General features: G+C 49.6%; 20 protein-coding genes. 12 read left to right on the top strand and 8 right to left on the bottom strand.

The features are described from left to right. Positions 1–211: 211 nt before the first annotated feature. On the bottom strand, positions 212–1,696 hold the full coding sequence (locus PN498_RS14850; RefSeq protein ID WP_272063597.1) for a TldD/PmbA family protein: 1,485 nt from the start codon (positions 1,694–1,696) through the stop codon (positions 212–214). Between the two features lie 302 nt (positions 1,697–1,998). Between PN498_RS14850 and PN498_RS14845 the strand changes: the two genes are divergently transcribed. Then, positions 1,999–3,456 carry an adenylate/guanylate cyclase domain-containing protein gene (locus PN498_RS14845; RefSeq protein ID WP_272063596.1) on the top strand — a complete coding sequence of 486 codons (1,458 nt, stop codon included), beginning with the start codon at positions 1,999–2,001 and terminating at the stop codon, positions 3,454–3,456. A gap of 259 nt (positions 3,457–3,715) precedes the next feature. On the opposite strand, the gene PN498_RS14840 is transcribed toward PN498_RS14845, so the two are convergent. Continuing rightward, the gene (locus PN498_RS14840) at positions 3,716–4,006 is read right to left on the bottom strand and encodes a YkvA family protein (protein ID WP_272063595.1); all 291 of its coding nucleotides are present in this window, start codon (positions 4,004–4,006) and stop codon (positions 3,716–3,718) included. A 788-nt stretch (positions 4,007–4,794) separates the two neighbouring features. Here PN498_RS14840 and PN498_RS14835 point away from each other — a divergent pair. After that, positions 4,795–5,154: a phage holin family protein gene (locus tag PN498_RS14835; RefSeq protein ID WP_272063594.1), complete on the top strand. Its 360-nt coding sequence runs from the start codon at positions 4,795–4,797 to the stop codon at positions 5,152–5,154. 36 nt (positions 5,155–5,190) lie between these two features. On the opposite strand, the gene PN498_RS14830 is transcribed toward PN498_RS14835, so the two are convergent. Continuing rightward, complete coding sequence (locus PN498_RS14830; RefSeq protein ID WP_272063593.1) at positions 5,191–5,919, bottom strand: glycoside hydrolase family 24 protein; 729 nt, start codon at positions 5,917–5,919, stop codon at positions 5,191–5,193. A gap of 735 nt (positions 5,920–6,654) precedes the next feature. Here PN498_RS14830 and isiD point away from each other — a divergent pair. Both isiD and coaBC read left to right on the top strand, forming a co-directional pair. Continuing rightward, complete coding sequence (gene isiD / locus PN498_RS14825) at positions 6,655–6,867, top strand: protein IsiD (protein WP_272063592.1); 213 nt, start codon at positions 6,655–6,657, stop codon at positions 6,865–6,867. Positions 6,868–6,881: 14 nt separating this feature from the next. Continuing rightward, positions 6,882–8,129: a bifunctional phosphopantothenoylcysteine decarboxylase/phosphopantothenate--cysteine ligase CoaBC gene (gene coaBC / locus PN498_RS14820; protein WP_272063658.1), complete on the top strand. Its 1,248-nt coding sequence runs from the start codon at positions 6,882–6,884 to the stop codon at positions 8,127–8,129. Positions 8,130–8,183: 54 nt separating this feature from the next. Here coaBC and PN498_RS14815 read toward each other — a convergent pair whose 3' ends face one another. Further along, complete coding sequence (locus PN498_RS14815) at positions 8,184–8,951, bottom strand: response regulator transcription factor (RefSeq protein ID WP_272063591.1); 768 nt, start codon at positions 8,949–8,951, stop codon at positions 8,184–8,186. 400 nt (positions 8,952–9,351) lie between these two features. Here PN498_RS14815 and PN498_RS14810 point away from each other — a divergent pair, with 400 nt between their 5' ends. Continuing rightward, positions 9,352–9,600, top strand: a complete 249-nt coding sequence (locus tag PN498_RS14810; RefSeq protein ID WP_272063590.1) for a DUF6761 family protein — start codon at positions 9,352–9,354, stop codon at positions 9,598–9,600. 100 nt (positions 9,601–9,700) lie between these two features. On the opposite strand, the gene PN498_RS14805 is transcribed toward PN498_RS14810, so the two are convergent. Then, on the bottom strand, positions 9,701–10,480 hold the full coding sequence (locus PN498_RS14805) for a DUF4058 family protein (RefSeq protein WP_272063589.1): 780 nt from the start codon (positions 10,478–10,480) through the stop codon (positions 9,701–9,703). Positions 10,481–10,741: 261 nt separating this feature from the next. Here PN498_RS14805 and PN498_RS14800 point away from each other — a divergent pair, with 261 nt between their 5' ends. Next, complete coding sequence (locus PN498_RS14800) at positions 10,742–11,014, top strand: hypothetical protein (RefSeq protein WP_272063588.1); 273 nt, start codon at positions 10,742–10,744, stop codon at positions 11,012–11,014. 1,336 nt (positions 11,015–12,350) lie between these two features. Then, positions 12,351–13,898: a sodium/glutamate symporter gene (locus PN498_RS14795; protein WP_272063587.1), complete on the top strand. Its 1,548-nt coding sequence runs from the start codon at positions 12,351–12,353 to the stop codon at positions 13,896–13,898. Positions 13,899–14,692: 794 nt separating this feature from the next. Here PN498_RS14795 and PN498_RS14790 read toward each other — a convergent pair. From PN498_RS14790 to PN498_RS14780, 3 genes are all read right to left on the bottom strand, one after another. Beyond that, positions 14,693–15,052, bottom strand: a complete 360-nt coding sequence (locus PN498_RS14790) for a response regulator (RefSeq protein ID WP_272063586.1) — start codon at positions 15,050–15,052, stop codon at positions 14,693–14,695. Between the two features lie 157 nt (positions 15,053–15,209). Then, positions 15,210–15,884, bottom strand: coding sequence for a response regulator transcription factor (locus tag PN498_RS14785; RefSeq protein WP_272063585.1), 675 nt, complete (start codon positions 15,882–15,884; stop codon positions 15,210–15,212). Continuing rightward, the gene (locus tag PN498_RS14780; RefSeq protein ID WP_272063584.1) at positions 15,881–17,383 is read right to left on the bottom strand and encodes a sensor histidine kinase; all 1,503 of its coding nucleotides are present in this window, start codon (positions 17,381–17,383) and stop codon (positions 15,881–15,883) included. The genes PN498_RS14785 and PN498_RS14780 overlap by 4 nt, the downstream gene beginning before the upstream one ends. A 517-nt stretch (positions 17,384–17,900) precedes the next feature. Between PN498_RS14780 and PN498_RS14775 the strand changes: the two genes are divergently transcribed. The 5 genes from PN498_RS14775 to PN498_RS14755 all read left to right on the top strand — a co-directional run bounded on the left by PN498_RS14775 (position 17,901) and on the right by PN498_RS14755 (position 24,147). Beyond that, complete coding sequence (locus tag PN498_RS14775) at positions 17,901–19,109, top strand: glycosyltransferase family protein (protein WP_272063583.1); 1,209 nt, start codon at positions 17,901–17,903, stop codon at positions 19,107–19,109. A 55-nt stretch (positions 19,110–19,164) separates the two neighbouring features. After that, on the top strand, positions 19,165–20,508 hold the full coding sequence (locus PN498_RS14770) for a glycosyltransferase family 4 protein (RefSeq protein WP_272063582.1): 1,344 nt from the start codon (positions 19,165–19,167) through the stop codon (positions 20,506–20,508). Then, a complete protein-coding gene (locus PN498_RS14765; protein WP_272063581.1) occupies positions 20,505–21,722 on the top strand; it encodes a glycosyltransferase family protein in 1,218 nt (405 codons plus the stop codon). Before PN498_RS14770 ends, PN498_RS14765 begins: the two co-directional genes overlap by 4 nt. 92 nt (positions 21,723–21,814) lie before the next feature. Beyond that, positions 21,815–23,014 carry a glycosyltransferase gene (locus PN498_RS14760; RefSeq protein ID WP_272063580.1) on the top strand — a complete coding sequence of 400 codons (1,200 nt, stop codon included), beginning with the start codon at positions 21,815–21,817 and terminating at the stop codon, positions 23,012–23,014. A gap of 68 nt (positions 23,015–23,082) precedes the next feature. Beyond that, positions 23,083–24,147: a glycosyltransferase family 2 protein gene (locus PN498_RS14755; protein ID WP_272063579.1), complete on the top strand. Its 1,065-nt coding sequence runs from the start codon at positions 23,083–23,085 to the stop codon at positions 24,145–24,147. Positions 24,148–24,204: the final 57 nt, after the last annotated feature.

Raw genomic sequence — 24,204 nt, 5'->3', positions numbered from 1 at the left:
ATTTGCACGTCGTGCTCAAGACTCGCTCACCGATGAATTTAATTATGAGTGTATTTTCAAGAAGGTGAGATAAATTCTTGGCTGGGATCATGGTGGAGCGCGCTCGCCGCTATCCACCATGATCCCAGCTTCGCTACTTTAAGACCTACTAGAGTTTCAGGCGCGATTGAGTGACTGAAACTCTACTCCAGGATGGTACGGCTCAAAGTGCCTAGCGACCGCCAACCGTGATGGAGTCAACCTTGAGGTGAGGTTGGCCAACGGTGACGTAGATGCTGCCGCTGATGGATCCGCAGAAGCCTGGAGCCAAGCTGATGTCTTCTGAGCACATGGAGATGCGCTGCATAATCTCTTTGGCCTCACCAATCAACGTGGCTCCTTTGAGCGGCTTGGTCACTTTGCCGTTCTCAATCAGGTAGGCTTCGTCTACCCCAAAATTGAATTGTCCAGTGGGGCCAACACTGCCACCGCCCATCTTCTTGCAGTAGATGCCCTTTTCAACTGAGCCAAACAGGTCGTCCATCGAGAAGTCGCCGGGCGCAATATAGGTGTTTCTCATACGCGAGGCGGCGGCATAGGTGTAGCTTTGGCGACGCCCACTGCCCGTACGGGGATGGCCTGTCCGCATGGAGCCAGCGCGATCGCTCAAGAAGTTCTTCAGGATGCCGTTCTCAATCAGGAGTGTGCGCTGCGTTGGCATTCCCTCATCGTCCATGTCGATTGTGCCAAAGGCATCATCAGATAAGCCTTCGTCCCATGCCGTCAAATTCTCATGGGCGATCTTCTCCCCCTTCTTGTCAATGAAAGGAGTCGTGCCCCGCTCAATTTGGGTGGTTTCTAGCAGGTGACCACAAGCTTCGTGGAAGATCACGCCGCCGAAGTGATTCGCCATGATGACGGGATAATTGCCCGACTCAACGTAATCGGCGTACAGCATTTTGCCCGCTGATTCGGTCACTTCCTGAGCGGTCGTAGCATAGTCCCAGGTTCGTAGAAAAGCGGGGTCGCTGGTATCGCCGAGTCGCTGACCGATTGAGGAGCGATGCTCACCATCGGCACAAAGCAAATTGCAGCCCACTGACTGTGTGAGGCGAATGTCCCGAGCAAAGGTACCGTCACTCGCGGCGACTAGTACTTCCTGCCAGTCTCGGAAATATCCGGCACGACGGGCCTGGATATGGATGCCGTGTTGGGCCACAGCGCCATTGGCAGACAGGAGAACTTCACCCATTTCCTGCATGGAACTGCAAGCCCCTAGCCAAGCCTCTTTGCCCTTTGCCGTGGCATAGTCTCGCAAGAGTTCTAAATTTGCTTCGGGGACTGAAGCAGCAGGTCCCGGCAGATAAAGCCCCATAATGGAGAGCGCTTTCTCCAAGGCATTCCGTAATCCGCTGAAGGTTAGGTCGTTGGTGCTGACGTAACAGTCTGCTTTGCCTTTGAACACGCGCACCCCAGCTCCTGTCACCAAGCGAGGCGAGATGCTGGTAATGGCATCGTCTTCAGCCATACAGCTGATGTACTGATTCCGTTCTAAAAAGAATTCAACGAAGTCAGCTCCTGCAGACCGTCCTAACCCCAGCAGCATGGAAAGGGGGCTACGCCATGACTCATCGAAGCGATCGCGAGTCGCGTCATAGTCTAAGCTCGGGATTTCTTGAGTTTGGATCGGTCTGCGGGGGATGATGGCGACGGTCATAGATGCCGTTTCCTTCCTTAAATGTGCATTCAGAGTTGATGTTCAGTCTAGCAAAGGCCGTCCTGGAAATGCGATGTGAAACGTAGCTTTCGTCTATCGGTGCGGGATACCTGATAGGACTGAGGTTTGTCGTGAAGTTGGAGGTTGGAGTTAGAGCGTCTTGAGGAAGACGGTGCTAACAACAGGGATATCAGCCTGCTCTCAGGGAACTCTTATCTATTCCTAAATGTGCTCCCCCGGAGCTCCTATTGCTGACTCAGTAATATTGATTGAGGTTCCTGTCGTTACCATCCAGCAGCGCTATGGCTAGCATCCTGCAATCATCAATGGGGCTTTTGCGCTCTCGCCTGTCGCGTCGCATTGTGACCTGGGTTTTTCTTAGCATCATTGCCATCGAAGCGATTATCTTTATCCCATCTTTCTATCGGCGATACCAGGAAAAGCTGGATGAGCTGAGCGATCTATCCTCTGAAGTTCTCTTGACTGTGAAGGCGAGCATCATGTTAGGAGACAACTCGATAGGGTTGCTCAACATTATTCAGCAGAACCTCAAGCCCGATTCGGTTATTCGAGGAGCTGTGCTTTGCCTGTCCAATGGTGAGGTGGTGGAATCCTTTGGCGAAACACCTGTGATTGACTGTGCAGCTGTATCGCCAGGTGCAACGGTTACGGAGCTATCGTCGGACCGTCAGCGATATGATGTGGCCTGGCCGAGCGATCGCCTTTCTGATCAATACATCTTGATTGTTCGTCATGATGCGTCAGGCGTGATGTCCGAGATGCGTCAGTATGCCTTAGCGATCGGTGGTTTGGTCATCATCATTTCGGTCTTCGTCACCTTCGTCACAATTGTGGTGCTGGAGCGAATTTTGATTATTCCAGTTTTGCGCCTGCGAGATGATTTGAAACAGGCCCGGGATGCTGTCGGACAAGCACAGCCTCCTAATTTTCAAACCCAGGCAATGAAGCGTCGAGACGAATTGGGCGAAGTGTCCAAAGCTTTTTACGAACTCTTTGAGCGGGTCCATCGAGAAATTAGCGATCGCAAACAAGCGGAGATGGCGCTTAAGGTGGAACAGGAGAAGTCGGAAAAGCTATTGCTCAATATTCTGCCGATTACAATCGCTGAGCAGCTCAAAATGGAGGTGGGTGCGATCGCGTCTCGTTTTGAGGAAGCCACTATCTTATTTGCAGACATTGTGGACTTCACTGGCCTTTCGACGCAGATGTCGCCGAATGAATTGGTTTGCTTACTCAATGAAGTTTTTTCTGCTTTTGACTGTATTGCGGAGTCTTTGGGACTGGAAAAAATCAAAACGATTGGGGATGCCTATATGGTTGTCGGCGGACTGCCAAACCCCCAACCGGATCACGCTCAAGCAACCCTGGAAATGGCCATCAAAATGCAGGAAACTATTCAGTCATTCAAACGCGCCGATGGCAGTCCTTTTCGGCTTCGCATTGGCATTAATACTGGGCCTGTCGTAGCTGGCGTGATTGGCATTAAGAAGTTCAGCTATGACCTGTGGGGTGACGCGGTAAACATTGCTAGCCGCATGGAGTCCCACGGCATTGATGACCGAATTCAAGTCAGTAAGAGTACGTATGATCGCCTCAAAACGCGCTACGATTTTGAGGACCGAGGCCCTATCAAAATTAAAGGCCGAGGCTATATGCAAACCTACATTCTCAAGGAGCGGCAAACTGCTGTTCTTAAAGCTGAAGGCACAAAAAAGCGACTCAATGAAGACATCCTGTAAGCAGCCTAGACGCTAATATTCAGCCAATCTGCATTAACGTACGTATTTTATAGCCGTCCCAGTTCCATTAGGATAAGACGGCGAGCCATTGGGCTACACCAATAGGCACCGGATGCCATTGGGTGCAAAGCACGCCTATACTGCTAGCCATTCGGGCGATAGCCAATACAAAACTGATAGACCTAAAAGCGTTAGCAGTGTCACGCCCAGGATTAGCAGTGGAATGGAGCGATTGGTTTGCAGTCTCATGGGTATTGGCTCAATCAACGGTCGACGCTGAGGTGTTAACGGTCGTTTGTTCTGAGGAGATCTCGGCTTCGGACTTTGCGGCTTTGAGATTACGACGACGCTCTAACAGGATCTCTGTCACCCCGGTTACGAGGAGCGCTGTCAGGACGCCGTCATCAACCCAACCTAAGATGGGAATAGCGTCTGGGGAGATATCGACTGGACTCACTAAGTAAGCGATCGACCCTAGGATCACGAACCAGCGAGCAATAGGATGCCCTAGAAGCGAGCGATAAATGCGCTGAAAGACAGACTGTTTCATGGGATTAGAAGAGCGATCGCTTGAATTTAACGTATGCTAACGCTCTCACCAACAAGTAACGACTCTCTACCGAAAGATTTTCACGTCCATGAGGGCGCATCATCTATTGATTTCAGAAGCCTTGTGGTACAAGCATTGCTGTGCCCATTCTCCATTAATAGCTAGTACACTACGGCAGAATAGGCTCACCCTGCAAAATGCTCGGAAAGCTTATCTACCTTAGTTTTGTAGAGCTTTGCTCTTCTCGCAGAGTATTTTGAATTTTGAATTCCGCGTAGCGGTACTAGGGTGATCAGTTAGGGGCTGGAAACCCGTCCAATACGGTATTTGAGCGCTAAACGACGACAGCTTCTAGGATTGGGAGATGTAGAGGGCATGCATTATGTCCATAGAAGATGAATTTCGCCAAATTGAGCCAATTCAGCCGCCTTAGCCCAGCCTTAAGTTTTATTTGAGAGGATACTCACTGGCAAGCGGAATAGTGTTGAATAATTGGGAAAAAGTGCGTCAGAAAGAAGCTAACGGACTATTCATCTCTCTGAATATCGATAGCTTTAGAGGGTTGTCATCTCGATTGCGTTGCCCCCAACAGATGACTTTTAGAACAGCTTCTAATCGCTGTAGCCAACATAGCTAGGACGGTTGAGAGCGTTAAAGCCAATACAGGGAAGGGATTGATGGGTCTGCTGCTCCGCAGAGGCAAGCTTTATGCGTCTGCCTTCATCCCTGAGCTGTGGCTGCTACTGTTCCTCTAAGTCGCACGTTTATAAGGACAAGGAGTTCTCAGAATGATCATTGCATTTTTGATTACCGTCGTTGTGTTAGCGGTCAGTCTATGGATCGTCTCGCTGCTGCCAACCGGGGTTGAGGTGGATAGCCCAGCTAAAGCACTCATGGGAGGCGCTGTGATTGGCATTCTAAATGGCCTATACCACTTCCTTCCTCAGGGACTCCGTAGTTTTGGCGCAATCATCAGTCTGGGACTGGTTCCGCTCATTATCAGCATTGTGGTGTTTGGCTTGTCTGCCATGCTGATTGAGGGTTTCCGGCTACGATGGGGCATTATGAGTGCCATTATTGGCGCGATCGCGCTGTCCATCATCAACAGCATTTTGGTGTTTATCCTACAGGCCGTTGGCTTGCTTTAACGAGCTGACCCATACGTGTGGTCTAATGAGGGCCAATTAACAGCCACCTCCATTAGCGGTTCTACAGTTCTGCAATTCTTCTTCCAGCATGGACTGATAGATTCCTCCGAGATAGGGGGTCATAGCATTGTCTTCAATGCCGTATCCCAGACTCGTCCAAGTTGGAGAGAGCAGATGCAAGACGTCTTCTAGCTTGTCCTGACGGAGCAGTGTGGGAATATCGACTCCCCAGAAGGTGGCATCACTGAGCCACCGATAGACTACTGTGTCCTGATAGATAGGCTCGAAACTATACTCGGCCCACCAGGAGTACCACTGGGGCGGTTGTGGGTGATAGTGATGGGCCTGCTCTATCCAAGTTGTGGTGATGAACTGGTAGCGTCCGGCAGCGGTTGTGCAGTCGCCTAGATTGGGACCGGCCACAATCTCAATGCAATGATCTGGATGCTGGGTCAGATCGTTAATCAGGTCGCCGCCATAGAGTGTGTGGTAAGGCTCATTGGTATTGGACTCTGCGGCTGAAATGGTCCTCATCAATGCCCGAACATAGGGATCACCGCCTTCCATTTCTAGTGGAATTGGCTCAGTGACCGAAGTGGATGAATGGAGATGAAGCGATCGCCCAAAGATAAGCGGATGCTCTGTCGAGATGAGCCATGCCACCCCCAAAAACATCAGGGCCGTCATGATAATGGGGCCATGATCTGTCTTTACGGGTTTGGGCTGTTCTTCGGAGGGGCGATCGCAGGAGGGCAGAGAACTCACGAAACCTCACACTACATAGTCAGCTTAAGATGTCAGACGCATTGGTTTGAGTTTGGTTCGGTGCCCATACTAACGTACGCTTCGTGAAAAGGAGAGGTGGAACATCTTTGATTTTGGGTTCGTGGCATAAATTGTCAATCTTTTCTGCGGCAGGAACAAACTGATGTCTATGGGGTCAATTAGACTGCAAGAGCTCAATCTGGCAGCACACTTAGAATCTTCTGGGTGTGCCTTTTTCTTGGAAAATTTTCAATTTGTTAGAACTTACGCACGGCCCCCTTGCATCCCCCAATTTTGGGGGACGTTGCATCCGGCTTCCCCATATTTGGGGATTAAGGGGCCAAAGTCGGATGCAACTGCGTAAGTCCTGTTTGTCTTATCAGATGCAATACGCTTTGTTTTCCCGGGTTCTATGTGCGATTGATCCAAGGGAAAACAACTTCTCGAAAACTTGAATAAGTTTTGACGCGCTTGCGATCGCACTCTTGTACAGGGCTTCTAAGATTAAAGTGTCTAGGGGAATACTCGGCACGATCACTGTTTGTCCTGTGTTGCGGATTGCAAAATCAGCAGGATAGTTGATTTCAGTCTCGTGATAGCAAACCGTCTCTGAGGCGTCTGATTTTGACAGAATTACTTTCTAGGGGCGATTGCGTTGCAAGCTGACTTGTTTGCTAGCCTGAGTATCGATTTGCGATCGCCTCTACGATCACATGAATGCTGGGGGGAGCAAGCATGAACACATTACACGTATCACAAGAATCCGTTTTGGCGATGACCCAAGAGTCGGTTGCAGAACTTGCAAAGCGGTTGGAAAGGGACGCTTACGATAATGCCTTCGAAGGTTTAAGAGATTGGCATCTTTTGAGAGCGCTTGCTTTTCAGCGTCCAGAACTTGTTCAGAACTATACTTATCTGCTTGATATCGAATCTTATGACGAAGCCTAAGCGATGTGAGCGAGATGGGAGCTGGCGCGTCCAATAGCCGGAAGCATCGAGTCATCTTGGGCATCGGGGGCGGCATTGCTGCTTACAAGGTCTGTGAGGTTGCGTCTACGCTGGCAAAGGCGGGAACTGAAGTGATTCCAGTCTTGACGGAGCAGGCCCAGCGGTTTGTCACGCCGCTGACGTTGGCGACTCTTTGCCGTCACCCTGCTTACACTGACCAGGAATTTTGGCAGTCTCATCAGGCCCGTCCGCTACATATCGAGCTGGGGGAAACGGCTGATCTGTTAGTGCTGGCTCCTTTAACGGCCAATACGTTAGGGAAGCTGACCTATGGACTTGCTGATAACCTGCTCACGAATACGGTTTTGGCCTCTAGCTGTCCGGCTTTGCTAGTTCCGGCTATGAACACGGACATGTGGCAGCAGCAGAGTGTGCAGCGCAACTGGAAACAATTGCAGACGGATCGGCGATATCACACGATCGCGCCAGGAACTGGGTTGTTGGCCTGCGATCGCGTTGGTCAGGGTCGTATGGCTGAACCTGCTGAAATTTTGGCGGTTATTGACTCCCTGCTGCTGACTGAGGGAAAACGCGATTTGGCTGGGAAGCAAATCCTGATCAGCACGGGGAGCACTCATGAATATATTGATGCGGTTCGGTTTATTGGTAATCCTGCGACGGGCAAGATGGGGGTTGCCTTGGCGCAGGCGGCTAGTCACCGGGGCGCTACTGTCACCCTTGTTCATGGTCCTATGGCGACGGAGCATCTCACAGCGACAACGGGGATTCAACAGGTTTCGGTGACCACCTCTGACGATATGCAGCGGGTGATGATGGCCCATCTTCCCCGAGCCGATTGGATCATCATGGCGGCGGCGGTGGCGGATGTGAAACCCCGCGATCGCGCGCTGGGCAAACTGCCTAAAGTTGCCTTGCCTGATGATTTACCGCTTGTTCCTGTGCCTGATATCGCGGCTCATCTGGCGCAGGAGAAAAGCTCAGCCCAAGTTTTGATTGGCTTTGCGGCTCAAACGGGGGACATTGAAACTCCGGCATGGCATAAGTTGAAAGCTAAGGGATTGGATGCGATCGTGGCGAATCCTATTGATCAGGAGAACAGCGGCTTTGGCAGTGACTCGAACCGAGCGATTCTTCTTAGCAAAACGGGTGATAGAAGAGCGGTTCCTCAGTGCTCAAAGCGTCGCTTGGCTCATCACATCTTTGATTTTGTGCTGCAAGACCGCAGCGGGAAGGAGGCCTGAAAGTACAGCTATTGTGATGGTCTCGGTGCTGACATCGAAAATCGAGCACGGGTCTTAGCCCGATCCAGGTATGGAGGTTGCAGCGGCCATTGATCGTACTTCGCCCGGAGTGTCATCAGGGGTTGCCGCATTGGTTAACAATCGATCCACGTTGAATCGATAGCCGACGTTTCTAACGGTTTGAATGATGCTGGGTTGACGGGGATCAGCTTCGATTTTTTTGCGGAGAGACAGGATGTGAGTGTCCACCGTCCGAGGATTGTCTATGGCATCGGGCCAGGCCCGCTTCAACAAGTCGCTGCGGCTCAGGGGTTGACCGCTGGCTTGGGTGAGCACATAGAGCAAACTAAATTCTTGCGGCGTTAGGTCAATATAGGTTTCGTGATATTGGACGCGGCGATGCACTAAGTCGATATGCAGTGAACCATAGGTAAGAGCTGCTGGAGCACTCAATCGACTCAGCCGTCGGGTCAGCGCTTCAACTCTCGCCAAAAACTCTCTCATACCAAATGGCTTTGTTAAATAGTCGTCTGCGCCGGCCTTTAGCCCAGCTACAATGTCAGCTTCCGTATCGCGGGCGGAGAGCATCAATATATAGGCTTGTCCCTGTTGGGCGACCCAGTTGCAAAACTCTAGGCTGTCGCTGCCGGGCAGCTGAGCATCCAAAATGAGCAGGTCGGGCTGATGCGTTTGGTAAGTATCACGGGCACGGCTCAAGTCGGCAGACTGATAGACTCGATATCCAGATTGCTGCAGGTGCCAGCCCAGGAGCGATCGCAAATGAGGGTTTCCCTCAATAACTTGTATAGTCGCTGTACCCACCAGTCCTCTTGGCCTAGAACCAACAAATTTGGTTCAACATAACAAAGCACTAACCAAATTTTTGTAACGGCAACTACTCATCCCTAGCTTAAATTCTTCTAAACGAGTAAACCAGCGGCTCAGCAGACGTGGGTAACGTTCAAAATACTGCTGTGTAAGCATTCTGCAAATTTGAGGTTGTTTGTATCCTTTTCTTTAACAGGTCGTAGTCTGAAGAATTTCAGACAGGCTATGTAGAAGAATTTCATACAGACTAAACATTCGCTAGAACCCAAACTTCAGTAAAGTATTAAGAAATCAGCAGATTGTGAAGGAGTGCAGCTTTTTCTTGAGCTGGCTCTTCCACGGTCCTTTAAACCCTAGTTTTCAACTGTTGCTCAGGTAAGAATCACTCAAAACCATGCTCCAGGATGCTAGATCCGTCCGATACTATCAGCGAATCACTGACTCGCTCGTCGATCACTGGAATCGGGGCTATCGTACGGATGAACTTCGCCTTTTCCTTGAAGGCTATATCGCGGCGCTACGCCATGCAGATGCTTTAGAGTCGTACCTTATTAACCGCTTGGAGGAAGAAGCACTCCGGTTCATGATGGACCCGTCGAACTTCTATGAACCACAACCTGAACCCGATCGCGATTATTACTAAAGTTTGGGGGGATACTCAGCCTCAAGGGTTTGCCGGTGACAGCGGCGATCAATGAATTCGAACTGGATAGATCGATCTCAAAAACCAGTGCAAAAGACTATCAGTGATTTTTGGCAAGCCATTCTGCTAGCCATGCAGCGTCTGTTTCTGGCAGGGGAGGCACTGGCGGAATGGTGTAGTCAATCACTAGGTCATAGCCTGACTGATCATAGATGTCGCTCAGTAGATTTTGCAGGTTAACGATGGGTTCTGACTCGGTTTCCTGAAGCGGTAGTGGGAATGCGGGAATTGGGTTTGACAAATTAAAGGCGTAAAGGCTTGCCTGCGGGCGTTGGGAACTGGCACTCACCAAAATCCGATAGTGCGTTTTTAGCTGCTCAGGTAGCTGAACAACGGGCGGCCACTGGCGCAATAGGTCAATTTCGACCAGGCTGGTAGCACTGGCTAGAATGACCTGGCGTTTTGCTTCATAGGTTCGTCGTCCCTCGCCGGGACGTTTATTGGTCGGTGAGAGGACTTCGATGACGGTAACAACTTCACTGGTGGCAACTTCTCGAATTTCTAGATACCCCTGTCGAATAACCTCTGGCATCGGCAAATCAACAAGGATGGGCTGAGCCGCCGTCATACTCAAAGCTGGCTCGCTACCGGCATTGGCTTGAGCGCGTTTTGCTTTTTGGACGGTAACATCAGGGACACCTACCAAGACGGAGTTCTGTCCTTCAGTCTGGTAAATTGCCTCTTCAACGACCACGCGATATTTGGGACGTAGTTGTGGGCCTAGATCGATCGCGATCGCGCTAATCAACCGATGATGAAAATTGGGCCAGGAACGCGGATGTTCTAAGTAGGGATCCATTCCGGGTAACGGTGAAGGCATTGTTGCATCCTTGAAGAGAGAGGCTTTAGCTGAGAGCGATCGTAGTCTTCATCTTAAAGTAGTTGAACAAGCACTCCATGTAGTGGTGGAGTGCACAATTTTCTAGCCTGACAGGCTCAGGCACTGGTAACAGCTCTGTCTCATGCGCTTGATCTCTACAGAGGCGACATTACTGTTGAAGAATTCCGTGACAAGATAATTGCTGCCGCTGTTCGTGCAGGTGTTGCCACCCCTATCTTTTTTCTACTTTTTGTCGTGGTAATGGCACTCTTCCCTGAAATTGTGGTTGTTCTATCTGCTCCGGCAGGTGTGGCAGGCTTTAATGCCCTTTTCGTTTTGGGAATTGCATTACCGATTATCCAATCTCTTATTCGCCATGTAGAGGCAGGTGGCTTTGGAGAAGAAGCGAAAGCCTACTATGCCACAGCCATTCAACAGGGAGATGAAATGCTGAAAACAGCGTCTGAAGTAGTCCAGCAGTGGTGGTATGACCTGTTTAGCGAAGATAAGGAGTTAGCACCTTCTAGTGTCTAATTGCTCAGTAATGCTTATTGAGCAAAGCTGCTTTCACGCTTTCAAGTCAAATAAAAGTCTAAGTCCTCTCAGGACCCTGAGGTTGAAAACACCGTTGTCAGATTGAGGCGGAGCTTCATAGCCAAAGCACCAGGCTAGTGCCTAGGCATTAGCCTGGCAATAATCCATTCAAGAAAAGTGAGCTAGAGTTAATTAGTCTTATTTTAAGACTTATGGATCTCCAATAAAGTCCTAAATTGTTTTTCATGAGTCTCTCAGAAAGAACGGATAATCCATAGACAATGCACAGTGCTTCAATTCGGAGGCGCTCTTGAATAGTTGCGGGATACGCAAACACTCTAAACCCTCAAACCCTAAGCCGAAGTGGGTTAAGATCTCTCGTATTGATTGCCGGACTACTTTTGGACTAATTTGAGCTGTGCTTTGAGAAGGCCCCTTGGGGCGCGATCGCAGCCCCTTTCGTATCCAACTTCCATCCCATCGCAAGGTTAGCGCTAGTAGGCAGAATAGGCACATAAACCCAAAAGCATCATACTTGGCTGAATTGAGATTGGACTCAAATTTCTTGTTTGTAGACTCAATAAAATACTTGTGAGTCTTGAGGCTGGATTGACGTTTAAGCAATATCGTTGAATGAGAAGCTGTCAGACTGTGAGATTGCAGTCAAAGCGGTGTGATTATTTTGAGTGTTAGCTGACAGCAGTTCTAGGTATCGCGTGTGCTGATAGCTTTTGAATCAACCCAGGCATCTCTTAAGGCAACCGAGAGACAGGCATAAAAGTTCTGCATTTTCTCAGTGGTATAGATACTTCCAATACACAAGCTTTTAGTTATGTCAGGTAATCGCGATACAACAGGCTACTACTGTCCTAAAAGGACAGATCTCTTATGGTCAGGTAAGCGATTATCTCGAATTACCAATGATAGTTAATCGACCTTCGACCAGGGTAGGTAAAGCGCTGGAAAGATGATTGAAACCCTTTCAGGTAAAGCTTTGAAACAGGTTTCTATAGCATTGGATTTTGCAAGACGCAATGCTCAGCTTAGAAATTTGTACTTTGTCAATTGCTCTGTAGCCCTATATTTTCTGGAATACTAAGGGCGAGATTTCTATCTCTGGGAAGTCAGTAGTGTAGGATCTGATACGAAATTGATTTCAAAAAAAATCTAATTTATGCTCAGAAAAATGTTGACTTATGGAATGGTTTTTAGTCAGCTAATAGCAAAAAATTAAGAGGGGAGCATAGGGGTGACACAGCCTGGATTGCGTTTACAACGTTTCTTCAAAGGGGCGTTTTTAGAGTGCCGCTCAAAGCCATTGGTCTCAATTTTCCTGATGGCTTTGTTCTTAGTAGCTGGGCCTTCAGCGTTTGCAGCAATAGCCCAAGGAGGTGATGGTAGCCCTGGTTACACCTTTGTAGATGTCTTCTTTGCCTTCATTACTTTGAGCTTTTTGGTATTAGTTGGCCGTTGGATACGTCAGCATGTGGGGGTGTTACAAGCTCTCTTTTTGCCAAGCTCAATTGTGGCCGGAGTCGTCGCGTTGTTGTTAGGACCTGGCGTTCTGGGAGGCATTGTTTCAGCGATCGCTGGCGAAGGGAGCCTCCTTGCTAATGGTCTCTTCCCTCAACCGATCCTGGCTGTTTGGTCTGCAATTCCTGGTGTTTTTATCAATATCGTTTTCGCAACTATCTTCTTAGGCGAATTCATTCCACCACCCAGTGAAATTTGGCGACGAGCTTCACCTCAAGTTGCTTTCGGACAGTCCATAGCCTGGGGCCAGTATGTTGTTGGACTGTTGCTAGCAATGCTGGTACTCGGTCCAGTTTTTGGGTTGCCACCCGTTTCCGGAGCATTGATTGAAATTGGATTTGAAGGAGGCCACGGGACCGCAGCAGGGATGGCTGAGGTATTTGAGGAGGTTGGATTTGAGGCTGGCCCGGATTTGGCAGTGGGAATGGCGACTGTCGGTATCGTCACTGGCATTATCGCCGGCGTGGCCTTATCCAACTGGGGACGTCATCGAGGGCATACGGTAGCGAGTAGGCAAGCCATCGACGATATCCCAGCCGATGCTCAAGAGCGCCTTCCCGTCGAAGAGGAGGATCCAGAAACCACTGAGAAACGTCGCCGTCATTTGAGCAGCTTGCTTGTTGATCCCTTGTCATTACAGTTTGGCTTTGTCGGCGTCGCGATCGCGATCGGCTGGGTCATCTTAGAGCTTCTAGTCCTCATTGAATCCTTGACCTGGAACCGAGGCGGAACTGGATTTGAAGTCCTAGGTGGCATCCCCTTGTTCCCAATGGCGTTGGTTGGTGGAATCATTGTTCAACTCCTTCTAAAGCGGTTGAACAAGCAATATCTCATCAGCCGTCAGCTCATGGTGCGCATTGGAGGTGTAGCTCTGGACGCCACAATTGTGGCAGCCTTAGCGTCTATCAGCCTGGCAATCATCGCCCGCAATTTTGGAGCTTTTGCCGTATTGGCGATCGCAGGCATTACATGGAACGTCCTGTTCTTCATCTATTTCGCGCCTCGCATGATTCCCAGAGCCTGGTTTGAGCGTGGCATTGGTGATATGGGACAATCAATGGGCGTTACCGCGACCGGAATTTTGCTAATGCGGATGGTTGATCCGGATGACCGCACAGGTGCCTTTGAAAGCTTCGGCTACAAACAGCTGTTTTTTGAGCCGATTGTCGGAGGTGGATTATTCACAGGGGCGGCTCCTGTACTGATCAATCGGTTTGGTCCCCTCGCTATTTTGCTATTAACAGGCGGCCTGCTCGCTTTTTGGATAATTTTTGGACTGTGGAACTATAAGAAAATTTCCCAAGCAACCGCCATTGAGTCTCAGCGGGAGACCGTAAGAGTTCGCCAATAGCCGACAAAAAAGCTGAAAAACTAACTACAACGACCTCTTAGGACATAAAACCGTTCTAAGGGGTCGCTTTTTGCAGCATTCGCCTATTCATATCGCTATTTCACCAGTGTTGGCTATAGCGATATGATCCAGTAACCTTTTGTCTCATGAATAGACTAATTAGGATCTCAACTAGACTTACAAATAGACTTCTGGGTCTATATACGATTCGTGCTTGATAGCTGATACTTAGATCTTGCAGTTGATCTCTTATTGCGTAGCTCGACCCCCTTTCTGCGAGGTCCAGGACGGCAGATTCGTCCTGGTCGTAGGCCGAAGGACGTTGCGAAGCCGATAGAGTCGTCTTATGACTCCCTGTAAGCAGCAGCCAGAAGCCTTGCCGTCTCAAGCTTTAATCGACTTTTGTCTAAGAGATAACCATTGAGGAGGCGATATAGGATATTGATGTATCGATAGTTCATTCGAGTACGTAGTTTCAAACCGCGATCGCTCCTCCACAAACATTGTTATCAAAAGTCCTGAAGCTAGAGACAAACAGCAATTTTCTTCATGCCCTTTGCCTCACCATGAGTCCATAAAAAATCTTTTTAGGACTATAAAATCAGCTTTTGAGTCTATTTTTGAGATTTACTTATATCTAAGATCTCCGCCATCATCCCTCCCGTTAGAGCAATAAGACTTTGTCTCGCAATTGGACCAGTAAGTTAAATAAATAGACTAACTAGCAGATCAGTAAGTCTAAAAATGAGACAGGTAGATGCTCAAAAGAACAGGTTTCATCCTTTTACCTGTCTTTATTGATTGAGTAGCGATCGCACCTTCTGCACAAGATCCTTCATCAAAAAAGGCTTGCTGACAACGTCTCTGCCGGTCATGCCGATTTCTGTTCGCTCCCTAAGATCCAAAGCGCGGGCAGTGACAACGACGACGGGTACTGTGAAGCCTTGTCGCCTCATGTCTTCCAGAATCTCTATTCCATCCTTATCAGGGAGACCTAAATCAAGCAGTAGTAGATCAAATGTTCCGCTCACAAGACTGTCTACAACAGCAGAACCGTTTGTCACCACTACCGTTGTAAAGCCTGCACGTTTTAACCCCTTCTCCATGAAAGCTGCAATTCTAGGTTCGTCCTCTGCAATTAGGATGCAAGACATAGATTCCGACTAAAAAGCACCTAACAGTAGCCTTGAGAAAAATAAATAGGACGTATTGAAGTATACCCTGCAATCTTTTTCGAAAAAAGCTACTAAGTAACCCTCAAATTCCAACACACCTGAGTAAGATAGCCCTTAAGCGGAAATGAGAAACCTCTTACGAACGTAGGCGATACCCCATACCCCTAACCGTCTCAATCACATCATCACCTAATTTTTTGCGTAAATATCCCACATAAACATCAACAATATTTGAACCAGGAGCATAGTCATATCCCCAGACTTGATCGAGAAGTTGCTCTCGACTCATTACCTGATTCGGATGCCTCAAAAACGTTTCTGCTAGGGCAAACTCTCGTGCTGAAAGATCAATCGTTCGTCCATTTGTGTTGAGGCGGCGGGTCTTTAGGTCAAGTAAGATCTGTCCTGTCATCAACACGGTATCCGTCTGCCCAGCACTGGATGCCCCCGTAACTGGACGTAAACGGGCGCGGATACGCACCAGCAGTTCTTCAAAGCGGAACGGCTTCGTCATGTAATCGTCAGCCCCTCGCTCAAACCCACTTACCTTGTCTCGGATGTCATCACGCGCTGTCAGAATAATCACTGGGGCTGAGAATCCCTGACCACGCAGATTCTCCAGAAGATCCAACCCATCCTGATTGGGTAAACCCAAATCTAAAATCATCAAATCAATTTGAGCATCAAGGGCAATCGCGATCGCCTCCTCACCATTAGAAACAGCAGACGTCGTGAAGCCGTTTGAGACCAGCCCTTTTTTAATAAAAGAAGCAATTCGAGATTCATCTTCAACAATCAGAATATGGGTCATTCAGGTCGCCTTTCCTCGGGTTGTTCAACCGGCAAAATCAAACTGAAAGTGGACCCGATGCCAACTTGACTAATCAGCTCCACATAGCCCGCGTGAGATTCAGCAATAGTTTTGACAATTGCTAACCCCAAGCCTGCTCCTTCTGAGCGACGATATGTTTTTGCTGCACGGGCAAAGCGATCAAAAATTCGTTCCTGGTCACTCTGTGAAATACCGTTTCCGGTATCCCTAACCCAAAATCGTAAGAGACCGCTTGTCCTCTCAACACCTAACTCAATCGTGTCATCCAGTGCGGTGTGCTGAACAGCATTTTGGGCCAAGTTGATGAGCGCCCCTGTGATTTGCTGTCGATCGGCGACCAATACGCCACAGTTAGAATTAACCAGCACCCAGTGGCGATCAGCCAAAGCCGTGATCTTGGCAAACACCGCTTTCATAAAGGGTTCAATCTCTATCGTTTCTAGCTTCAAGAAATCAGGACGTTCTGCTTTAGCTAACAGCAGCAGATCGTTGACAAATCGCCCCATGCGAGACAGCTCATCCATCACCAAATCAAGCGTCTCTTGCTGCTCTTCAGGATCCTCGTCCATCAACTCCAAATGCCCCTGAATAATAGTCAGAGGGGTTCGCAGTTCATGACTCGCATCATTGATGAAATTACGCTGGGTATCAAACGCCGTTTGAACACGATCCATCATCGTATTGAAAGTCAATGCCAACTCGGCCAGCTCTCCCGACCCTTTGACATCCAACCGTTGGGATAGATTGGTCTCGTTGATGCTCCTAGCGGTTTTAGAGAGTTGTTGAACAGGATTAAGCAATTGACGGCTGCCTAACCAAGCAAGCAAGAAAGAGACCAGGATTACCCCTATGGCAACTTTGATAAAGATATAAACGCTTGTCAGTGCCTCAGTTCGTTCACCAGCAGACAAATGAGCAACAATATAGGCCCCAACCGGAACATTATCGATTTCTAAAACATGATTTTGATATAAAATGCTGCCAATTTCTGGATTGGGGACGACAATAATTTCTTCAATCGAGGTTGATGATTCAGAACACTGCATCCACTTTTGCATCAGATCTGAATCAGCATCCAGAACACTTGGCAACACACCAGGATTGGCCCCATAAAATTCCCCTTCAAAGACAACAATGTGAAAATTATCATCCTCAGGAATTTGGTTGTACAAATAATTGTCAATGAAACTAACCAAGCCTGCTCTAGATTCTGGAGTAGCTGCATCCCAGATTTCATAAGCTTCTTGAAGCTCCTCGACCTCTTCCCTCAAATCCTCCTGAACCCGAGCATTAATTTCAGAGAATAAAAAATATCGAAAGATTGGGACCGAAGCAGCAACCACTGCTAGCATAGTTGCTGCATAAAGCAACAGGATGCGGGTGCGGGTCTCACGCCTTAGTTTTTGTAGCCACTTAAAAATCCGCAAAGCAGATCCTGATTCTATAACTTCAAATAAGGGACGAACGGTGCTTTTCACGGTAGTTTTAGGGAGAGAGGGTAGAAGATGTCAACATTTAAGATTTCGAGAAATTAGTACCCATAAACTATTTTCTGACATTCTCATCTTCTATCAGTGATCAGTCCTAACTATCTCACCAAGGCGATGATCGACCTTTCAAACCGATTTACTTTTATCTACCGATTTATCGAATGGAAACGACTTATCTTTATTCGCTGATTTGACGAATGAAGCTGATAGAAGTTCCTACTTTAATAACAGGCGATCGCTGTAAAGGTGACTCGCTAAACGCCTCAACTAATCTTAGAGGATCGGTCTCATAACTCTAAAAAAATTCTCATGAAAGTCTAATGAACATTCATTAAATGGATCTCATAAAGACTTCATGGGTGTTTTATGCACGCATTGGAAAGTAAGATTGTCGAACGGTTTATTCGCGCACTCAATATTGACAATTAGTCAATAGGATTACTTAAAACTTTGCTTATTGTTTCTTTGCTCTTGCCTTCTCACGCATTTTCAAAAGGGACATCCCATGAAGTTAATGGTCTATTCCCATGACGCTTTTGGACTAGGCAATATCCGCCGGATGGTCGCCATCTGTGACTATTTGCTGAAAGCCATTCCAAGCGTTTCGATCTTAGTCATATCAGGATCGCCCGCACTGCATCAGCTACGTTTGCCTGAGGGGTTGGACTATATCAAATTGCCCTGCCTAGGTCGGGATGAGCACGGCAACATGAGCGTTAAATTCCTCAGGTCTGAACTGGGGGATGCTCTCAAGTTACGGGGTGAGCTTATCCGCACGGCGGCAGCCAACTTTCAGCCCGATGTTCTGCTGGTTGACAAAAAGCCTAACGGCCTTTGGGGAGAACTTCAGCCTACTCTGGACTACTTAAGTCAACAGTTGCCATCGACTCGATTAGTGCTGCTGCTGCGAGACATTTTGGATAGTCCAACCGCCACGATCGCCCAGTGGCAGCGAGAAAATTACTACACCCTGGCAGAGACCCTATACGACCAGGTCTGGGTTGTCGGCAGTCGCGATATCTTTGATGCTCCTCAGGCCTACCAATTTCCGCCTGCATTGACGGCAAAAACTCGTTTTATGGGCTATATCCGGCGGGGTGGCAGCCTCCGAACGATCGCCGACGTTCGCCAGTCCTTTAACATTGCCCCATCCGATCAATTAGTACTAGTCACGCCAGGGGGTGGTGGTGATGGTTTTCGACTAGTGGACACTTATCTGAAAGCCCAGAGCGCGATCGCTCCTACCCAGTCCATCGTTAGCCTCATTGTTGGCGGCCCAGAAATGCCCAGCCCTCAAAAGCGCGACCTGCTACAGCGAATTGGACAACAGCCCAACCTCCACTGGCTAGAGTTTACCGATGACCTAGCTAGCTACATGACCGCTGCCGATGTAGTTGTTTCGATGGGCGGCTACAACACGGTAGGCGAGATTTTGTCTCTGCGGCGACGGGCAATCGTTGTACCCCGCACCTATCCTGTCGAAGAACAGTGGATTCGAGCACAGCGCATGGCAGAACTGGGATTATTCAGCGCCGTTCACCCCGACGTCCTGACCCCCGCTCACCTAGCTCAGAATCTCCTTGAAGAACTCCAGGCAACTCCCTCAACACCCGCCTACCAGCTCGATCTCAACGCCCTACCTCGCATTACCGAAGCCCTACTCAACCTAAAAAAGTCTACCCCCTTAGTTTCTAAATCAGAACTGGTCGCCTGAAGCACTTTACTGATCCTTCCGCCGTACCCCTTCCCTCTTAGTTAGAAAAACGCTTATGACCCCTCGAAGACCAATTGTTGGTTATCTCCTGAAGACCTTCCCGAAGCTCTCAGAAACCTTCATTTTGAACGAAATGCTGGAGCTAGAGCGGCAAGGCATTAACCTGCACATCTTTTCCCTGCGTCAGCCTACAGACCGGAACCACCATCCAGCAGTTAGCCAGCTCAAAGCGCCTGTGACCTACCTCCCTTCCCTATTGCCCGAATGGGACCTAGAGGAAGAAAGCCAGCTTATTGAAAATCAAATTGCCTGGAGCCGTCGTCATCCGATGCAGATGCTGGAAACCTTGCAGTTTTATTGCGATCGCCTGGAAGAGCGGCGCTTCAATGAATTTCTGCAAGGATGCTATCTCGCCACCGAAATGCAGCGGCTCAATATTGATCATCTCCACGTGCATTTTGCCAATATCCCTGCTGCCACCGCTGAAATTGCCAAACGGTTTAGCGGCATCCCCTTCAGCATGACCGCCCATGCCAAAGACATCTATCTGACCGAAAAAGCTGCCCTCAATCGCCGCATTCGCAGCGCCGATTTTGTGCTCACCTGTACGGATTACAACCGTCGCCACTTGGAGTCTATCTCAACTTCCGATACGCCCATCTACCTCTCTTATCACGGCATTGACCTCTCTCGGTTTGCCCCCCATCAGCTTCCTGCTGCGGCAAATCCTGAAGCGATGCCCAACCTCGCTCCAACCCCTAGCCGTTCACCGCTAAAAATCCTCTCAGTAGGCCGATTTTGTGAGAAAAAAGGGTTTCCCTATCTGCTTCAAGCTTGCTGCATCTTAAAGGACGCGGCGATTCCTTTCCACTGCAACATCGTTGGATTTGGTCCCTTGGAAAAGCAAATCCGCCAGCAGATCCAAGACTTAGAACTGACCGAAGTCGTCACCCTCATTGGCAAGCTCACCCAAGACCAGGTCATTGAACAATACCATCGGGCCGACGTTTTTGTGTTGCCTTGCCTGGTGACCGACGACGGCGATCGCGACGGCATCCCCAACGTTCTGTTAGAAGCGATGGCAACGGGCCTTCCCGTCATCACTACCGCTATCTCAGGCATTACCGAGCTGGTGCAGTCTGAGCAAAACGGCTTGCTGGTCTCTGAAAAAGATGGAGCGGCGATCGCCACTGCCCTAACCCGTCTGGCTAACGATCCGTTCCTGGGTGCTCGGCTCGGAAAAGCTGGTAGTCGCACCGTCCATCAAAACTTCACGCTGGAGTTGAACGTCGGCCAAGTCAAAGATTGGCTGTTACAGACCCTACGACGCACCGCCACAACGGTTCCTTATCCCGTATCCCCTTCTCTGTCCCCCAATCTGGAGACCGCTATCCGATGAAACGCCTGTTGTTTTACTGTCAGCACATTCTGGGAATTGGACACCTGATTCGCAGCATGGAAATTGTCAAAGGGTTAACCAAGGATTTTCAGATTTGCTTCATTAACGGAGGTGAGGCCGTCAATAACTTGCCGATTCCCAAAGGGGTCGAAGTGATCCAACTGCCGCCGCTAAAAACAGACAAGGAATTTTCCGAACTCCAATTGCCCCCTGGCTTTGACTCCCTCGAAACGGTCTTTGACAGCCGCCGTCAGCAAATGCTTACCATCTTGGAGCGGTTTCAGCCTGATGTGTTGATGATCGAACTCTTTCCCTTTGGCCGCCGCCGTTTCTCTCCAGAGTTAATTCCTTTAATTGAAGCTGCTCGCGATCGCGGCACCAAAATCGTTTCCAGCCTGCGAGATATTGTGGTCACCAAGCAAGATCAAGCGCGTCACGAAGCCAAAGTCTGCAAACTCATCAACCAATACTTTGATCTGCTTCTCATCCACGGCGACTCCCAGTTCATGCCCCTAGAACGCAGCTTCTCCCGCATTGCTGACCTGAATTGCCCGGTTCACTACACAGGGTACGTCGTTCAATCTGAAAGCTCACAGTCGTTCCGCCGTTCCAAATATCGAACTGTTCATCAGTCTCCTCTCCCTACCATCTTGACCTCCGTTGGCGGCGGGCGCTTCGGTCACGAACTTCTAGATTGTGTGGCCCAAGCCAGCATCTATTTAGAGGGCCTCATTCCTCATCACATTCAAATGTTTACGGGACCCTTTTCTCCCAATACCATTCACGACTACTTCCAGTCCTTTGCCACATTAAGACCAAATCTTACCGTTGAGCGCTATACACCGAATCTCATGGCACACATGCGACAAGCGGATCTCTCCATCAATATGGGCGGCTATAACACGACTCTAAATGTCCTCAAAACAAGAGTCCGTTGTATGCTGCTGCCCTTTACGGGAAACGGCGACCAAGAACAAACCATCCGTGCCGAACGGCTGGAAGAAATGGGTATTGTTTCTGTGATTCGTGCCAATGACCTGCATCCTCAACGCTTGGCCCAGCGAATTGTCAACTACTTGCGAACCCAACCCTCTTCGATTCAGTTGGACCTCAACGGCGTCGCTCAGACGGCTCAGATTCTCAGGGACTTCACAGCAACACCAATAGCGTCAGTTATGGCGCCCACCAGTGAACTGACTGTTCCCAAGATCTAGGTTGGCTCTGTCCAACAATCATGCCGTTGATCCGCTTGCATACCAGCCTTAGTTATCAGCCCCTACGGTTAAGCCCAAAAACCCCTCACACCATGAAAAAAACACGAATCTGCATCACCACCCTTGAATTCCCCCCCGATGTCGGCGGTGTCGGGGAATCGGTCGCCCGCATTGCTCACATGCTGAACGATATCGGCTACGAAGTTCACGTTGCTGTCTTCCACTCAAAGCAGCGGAAAGACGACAACCTACGGCGATCGCAAACCCTCTCCCACCTTCAAGATGACATCTGCATCCACCGTCTCTACCCTGCCATTCGTTCCGACAATCCCATTGTGCAGGACTTCCTCAGCGAAGTTTACTTTCTACTCGAACAGCTCCATCAGCGCTTTCAATTCAGCCTGTTCCACGGATTCTTCATCAACGAAACGGGATTCTTGACCACCCTCCTGGCTAAAGAACTCAACATTCCCGTCATCAACAGCGTCCGGGGGAGCGACCTGCATAAGCACGTCTTCAACCCTAAGCAGCATGGTCAAGTGACATGGACACTAGCCAACTCCGACTGGATCACCTGCGTCAGTCACGCCCTCAGGCACCGGGTCTGTGTTCTCGTTCCTGAAGTCCGTTACCGTACCACTGCCTTTTGGAACTCTATCCTGCCTCTCGATCTCAGCAACCTACCTGTCCCTGAAAACTTGAATCAGCTTCAAGGCACCGTTATCGGCTCTATTGGACGATTTCGAGATAAAAAGGGACTTGAGTTTCTGCTGGACGCCTGTGCCGAACTCGCGGCTCGAATTCCCTTGACCCTGCTCCTAGTGGGTGACTACGCCGATCGCGAACGGTCCTATTGGGAACAGCAAGTTCAGGCGAGTCCTATCCGCGATCGCATTATCCTCACCGGTTTGATCGAGCGCACCCAAGCCCTGGCCTACTTGCCCTACATTGACATCTTTACCGTTCCTTCCCTGCACGATGGCTGCCCCAACGCCATGCTCGAAGCCATGCTGGCAGAACGCGCCATCGTCGGCACTCCGGTGGATGCCATTGGCGAGATCTTGCGCGATCGCCACAACGCCCTCGTCGTTCCACCCGGCGACAGCTCTGCCCTGGCCTACGCTCTCTGGCAGTTGGCTCAATCCCCTAGTCTGCGCCAGCAACTCGGTCAGCAAGCCCGCGAAACGGTGCTAAACCAGCTTGCCCCTGCCATCGAACAAGCCCATTGGGCCGAAGTTTATGATCGCGTCCTGCAATCCGTTCCAGAGAAAATGTTTGCCTTATCGGCGTAGGAGTGGTGGCGAGGTTACTTTGCCGCTAATTGCCCTTACCTCATAATCGTTTTTACTGTTCTACCGCTATGAAATCCAACATTACTCTCATCGTTTCCCCTCGCGAACGATTCAGCCATACCCAAAAATCGCTCGAAAGCATTTACGAAAACACTCAAACTCCCTTCAATTTGGTTTACGTGGATGGCGGTTCCCCCCGTTCCATCAGTAACTACCTTCAGAAGCAATCCGCAGAGCGGGGATTCGAGTTGGTTCGCACCGAGAGCTTTCTCGCCCCCAACCAGGCTCGCAATTTGGGACTTGCCGCCGTTGATCGCGCTTACCCCGATACTCAATATGTCGTCTTCATCGACAACGACGTTGAAGTCGCCCCCGACTGGCTCAAACCGTTAGCTGACTGCGCCGAAGCAACGCACGCCACTGTTGTTTGCCCCCTCACCTGCATCGGTCAGCCCCTCGGCGACACCATTCACCTAGCCGGAGGTGAAGCCCGCATTGTCCTCCAGATAAAAGGTGAGAAAAAACAGCGGCGCGTCCATGAAAAACACTATTTTGTTAATCGTCCTGTGACCGACGTGCAAGACCAACTTCACCGTCGCCAGTGTGAATTTGCCGAATTTCACTGCATGATGGTGCGGCGATCGCTCTTCGATATTATCGGTCCCCTAGATGAAAACCTGATCAGCACTCGCGAACATATTGATTTCTGTCTCACCCTTGCCCAGGTCGGCGGCACCGTTTACTGTGAACCCGCCTCCGTCGTTACCTACGTTCCCGAAGTCCTCTTTCGCTGGTCAGACTTAGCCTACTTCATGCTGCGCTGGAGTGACGAATGGGAAATCCGCAGCCTAAAATACTTCCGCAAAAAGTGGGATTTACCCAAAAAAGACAAATATTTTCGTAAGCGCTATCAGCGTCTTGGCTATCGTCGTCATCAAGCTTTTATCAAACCCTGGGTTAAGCGGTTCCTATGGGGGCAAGCTCCCCCCAGCGTGATGAAATTTCTGATCACGCTGGACCGCCAGATCAACCACTGGGTCACTGATCGCTACTACCGCCTTCATCCCGAGCGAGAAAATTTGCCCCAGCCTCCTGTCTTCTCTGCTGCCGCCAGCCGTGATCGTGCGGCATAAACTTCACGAGTTAAAGGATTAGGGTGAGCCAACACCGCGACGCGGCCGGTCGCGGGG

It is taken from the genome of Oscillatoria sp. CS-180, assembly GCF_028330965.1.
Taxonomy (GTDB): Bacteria; Cyanobacteriota; Cyanobacteriia; order Phormidesmidales; family Phormidesmidaceae; genus Halomicronema.
The sequence above is the reverse complement of the archived record's forward strand: the minus strand, read 5'-3'. Positions and strand labels throughout refer to the sequence as shown.

Excerpts from the sequence above, each read along its gene's own strand:
- PN498_RS14850 (WP_272063597.1), bottom strand. The coding sequence starts at position 1,696 with ATGACCGTCGCCATCATCCCCCGCAGACCGATCCAAACTCAAGAAATC.
- PN498_RS14845 (WP_272063596.1), top strand. The coding sequence starts at position 1,999 with ATGGCTAGCATCCTGCAATCATCAATGGGGCTTTTGCGCTCTCGCCTG.
- PN498_RS14840 (WP_272063595.1), bottom strand. The coding sequence starts at position 4,006 with ATGAAACAGTCTGTCTTTCAGCGCATTTATCGCTCGCTTCTAGGGCAT.
- PN498_RS14835 (WP_272063594.1), top strand. The coding sequence starts at position 4,795 with ATGATCATTGCATTTTTGATTACCGTCGTTGTGTTAGCGGTCAGTCTA.
- isiD (WP_272063592.1), top strand. The coding sequence starts at position 6,655 with ATGAACACATTACACGTATCACAAGAATCCGTTTTGGCGATGACCCAA.
- coaBC (WP_272063658.1), top strand. The coding sequence starts at position 6,882 with ATGGGAGCTGGCGCGTCCAATAGCCGGAAGCATCGAGTCATCTTGGGC.
- PN498_RS14810 (WP_272063590.1), top strand. The coding sequence starts at position 9,352 with ATGCTCCAGGATGCTAGATCCGTCCGATACTATCAGCGAATCACTGAC.
- PN498_RS14805 (WP_272063589.1), bottom strand. The coding sequence starts at position 10,480 with ATGCCTTCACCGTTACCCGGAATGGATCCCTACTTAGAACATCCGCGT.
- PN498_RS14800 (WP_272063588.1), top strand. The coding sequence starts at position 10,742 with ATGGCACTCTTCCCTGAAATTGTGGTTGTTCTATCTGCTCCGGCAGGT.
- PN498_RS14795 (WP_272063587.1), top strand. The coding sequence starts at position 12,351 with ATGGCTTTGTTCTTAGTAGCTGGGCCTTCAGCGTTTGCAGCAATAGCC.
- PN498_RS14790 (WP_272063586.1), bottom strand. The coding sequence starts at position 15,052 with ATGTCTTGCATCCTAATTGCAGAGGACGAACCTAGAATTGCAGCTTTC.
- PN498_RS14785 (WP_272063585.1), bottom strand. The coding sequence starts at position 15,884 with ATGACCCATATTCTGATTGTTGAAGATGAATCTCGAATTGCTTCTTTT.
- PN498_RS14775 (WP_272063583.1), top strand. The coding sequence starts at position 17,901 with ATGAAGTTAATGGTCTATTCCCATGACGCTTTTGGACTAGGCAATATC.
- PN498_RS14770 (WP_272063582.1), top strand. The coding sequence starts at position 19,165 with ATGACCCCTCGAAGACCAATTGTTGGTTATCTCCTGAAGACCTTCCCG.
- PN498_RS14765 (WP_272063581.1), top strand. The coding sequence starts at position 20,505 with ATGAAACGCCTGTTGTTTTACTGTCAGCACATTCTGGGAATTGGACAC.
- PN498_RS14760 (WP_272063580.1), top strand. The coding sequence starts at position 21,815 with ATGAAAAAAACACGAATCTGCATCACCACCCTTGAATTCCCCCCCGAT.
- PN498_RS14755 (WP_272063579.1), top strand. The coding sequence starts at position 23,083 with ATGAAATCCAACATTACTCTCATCGTTTCCCCTCGCGAACGATTCAGC.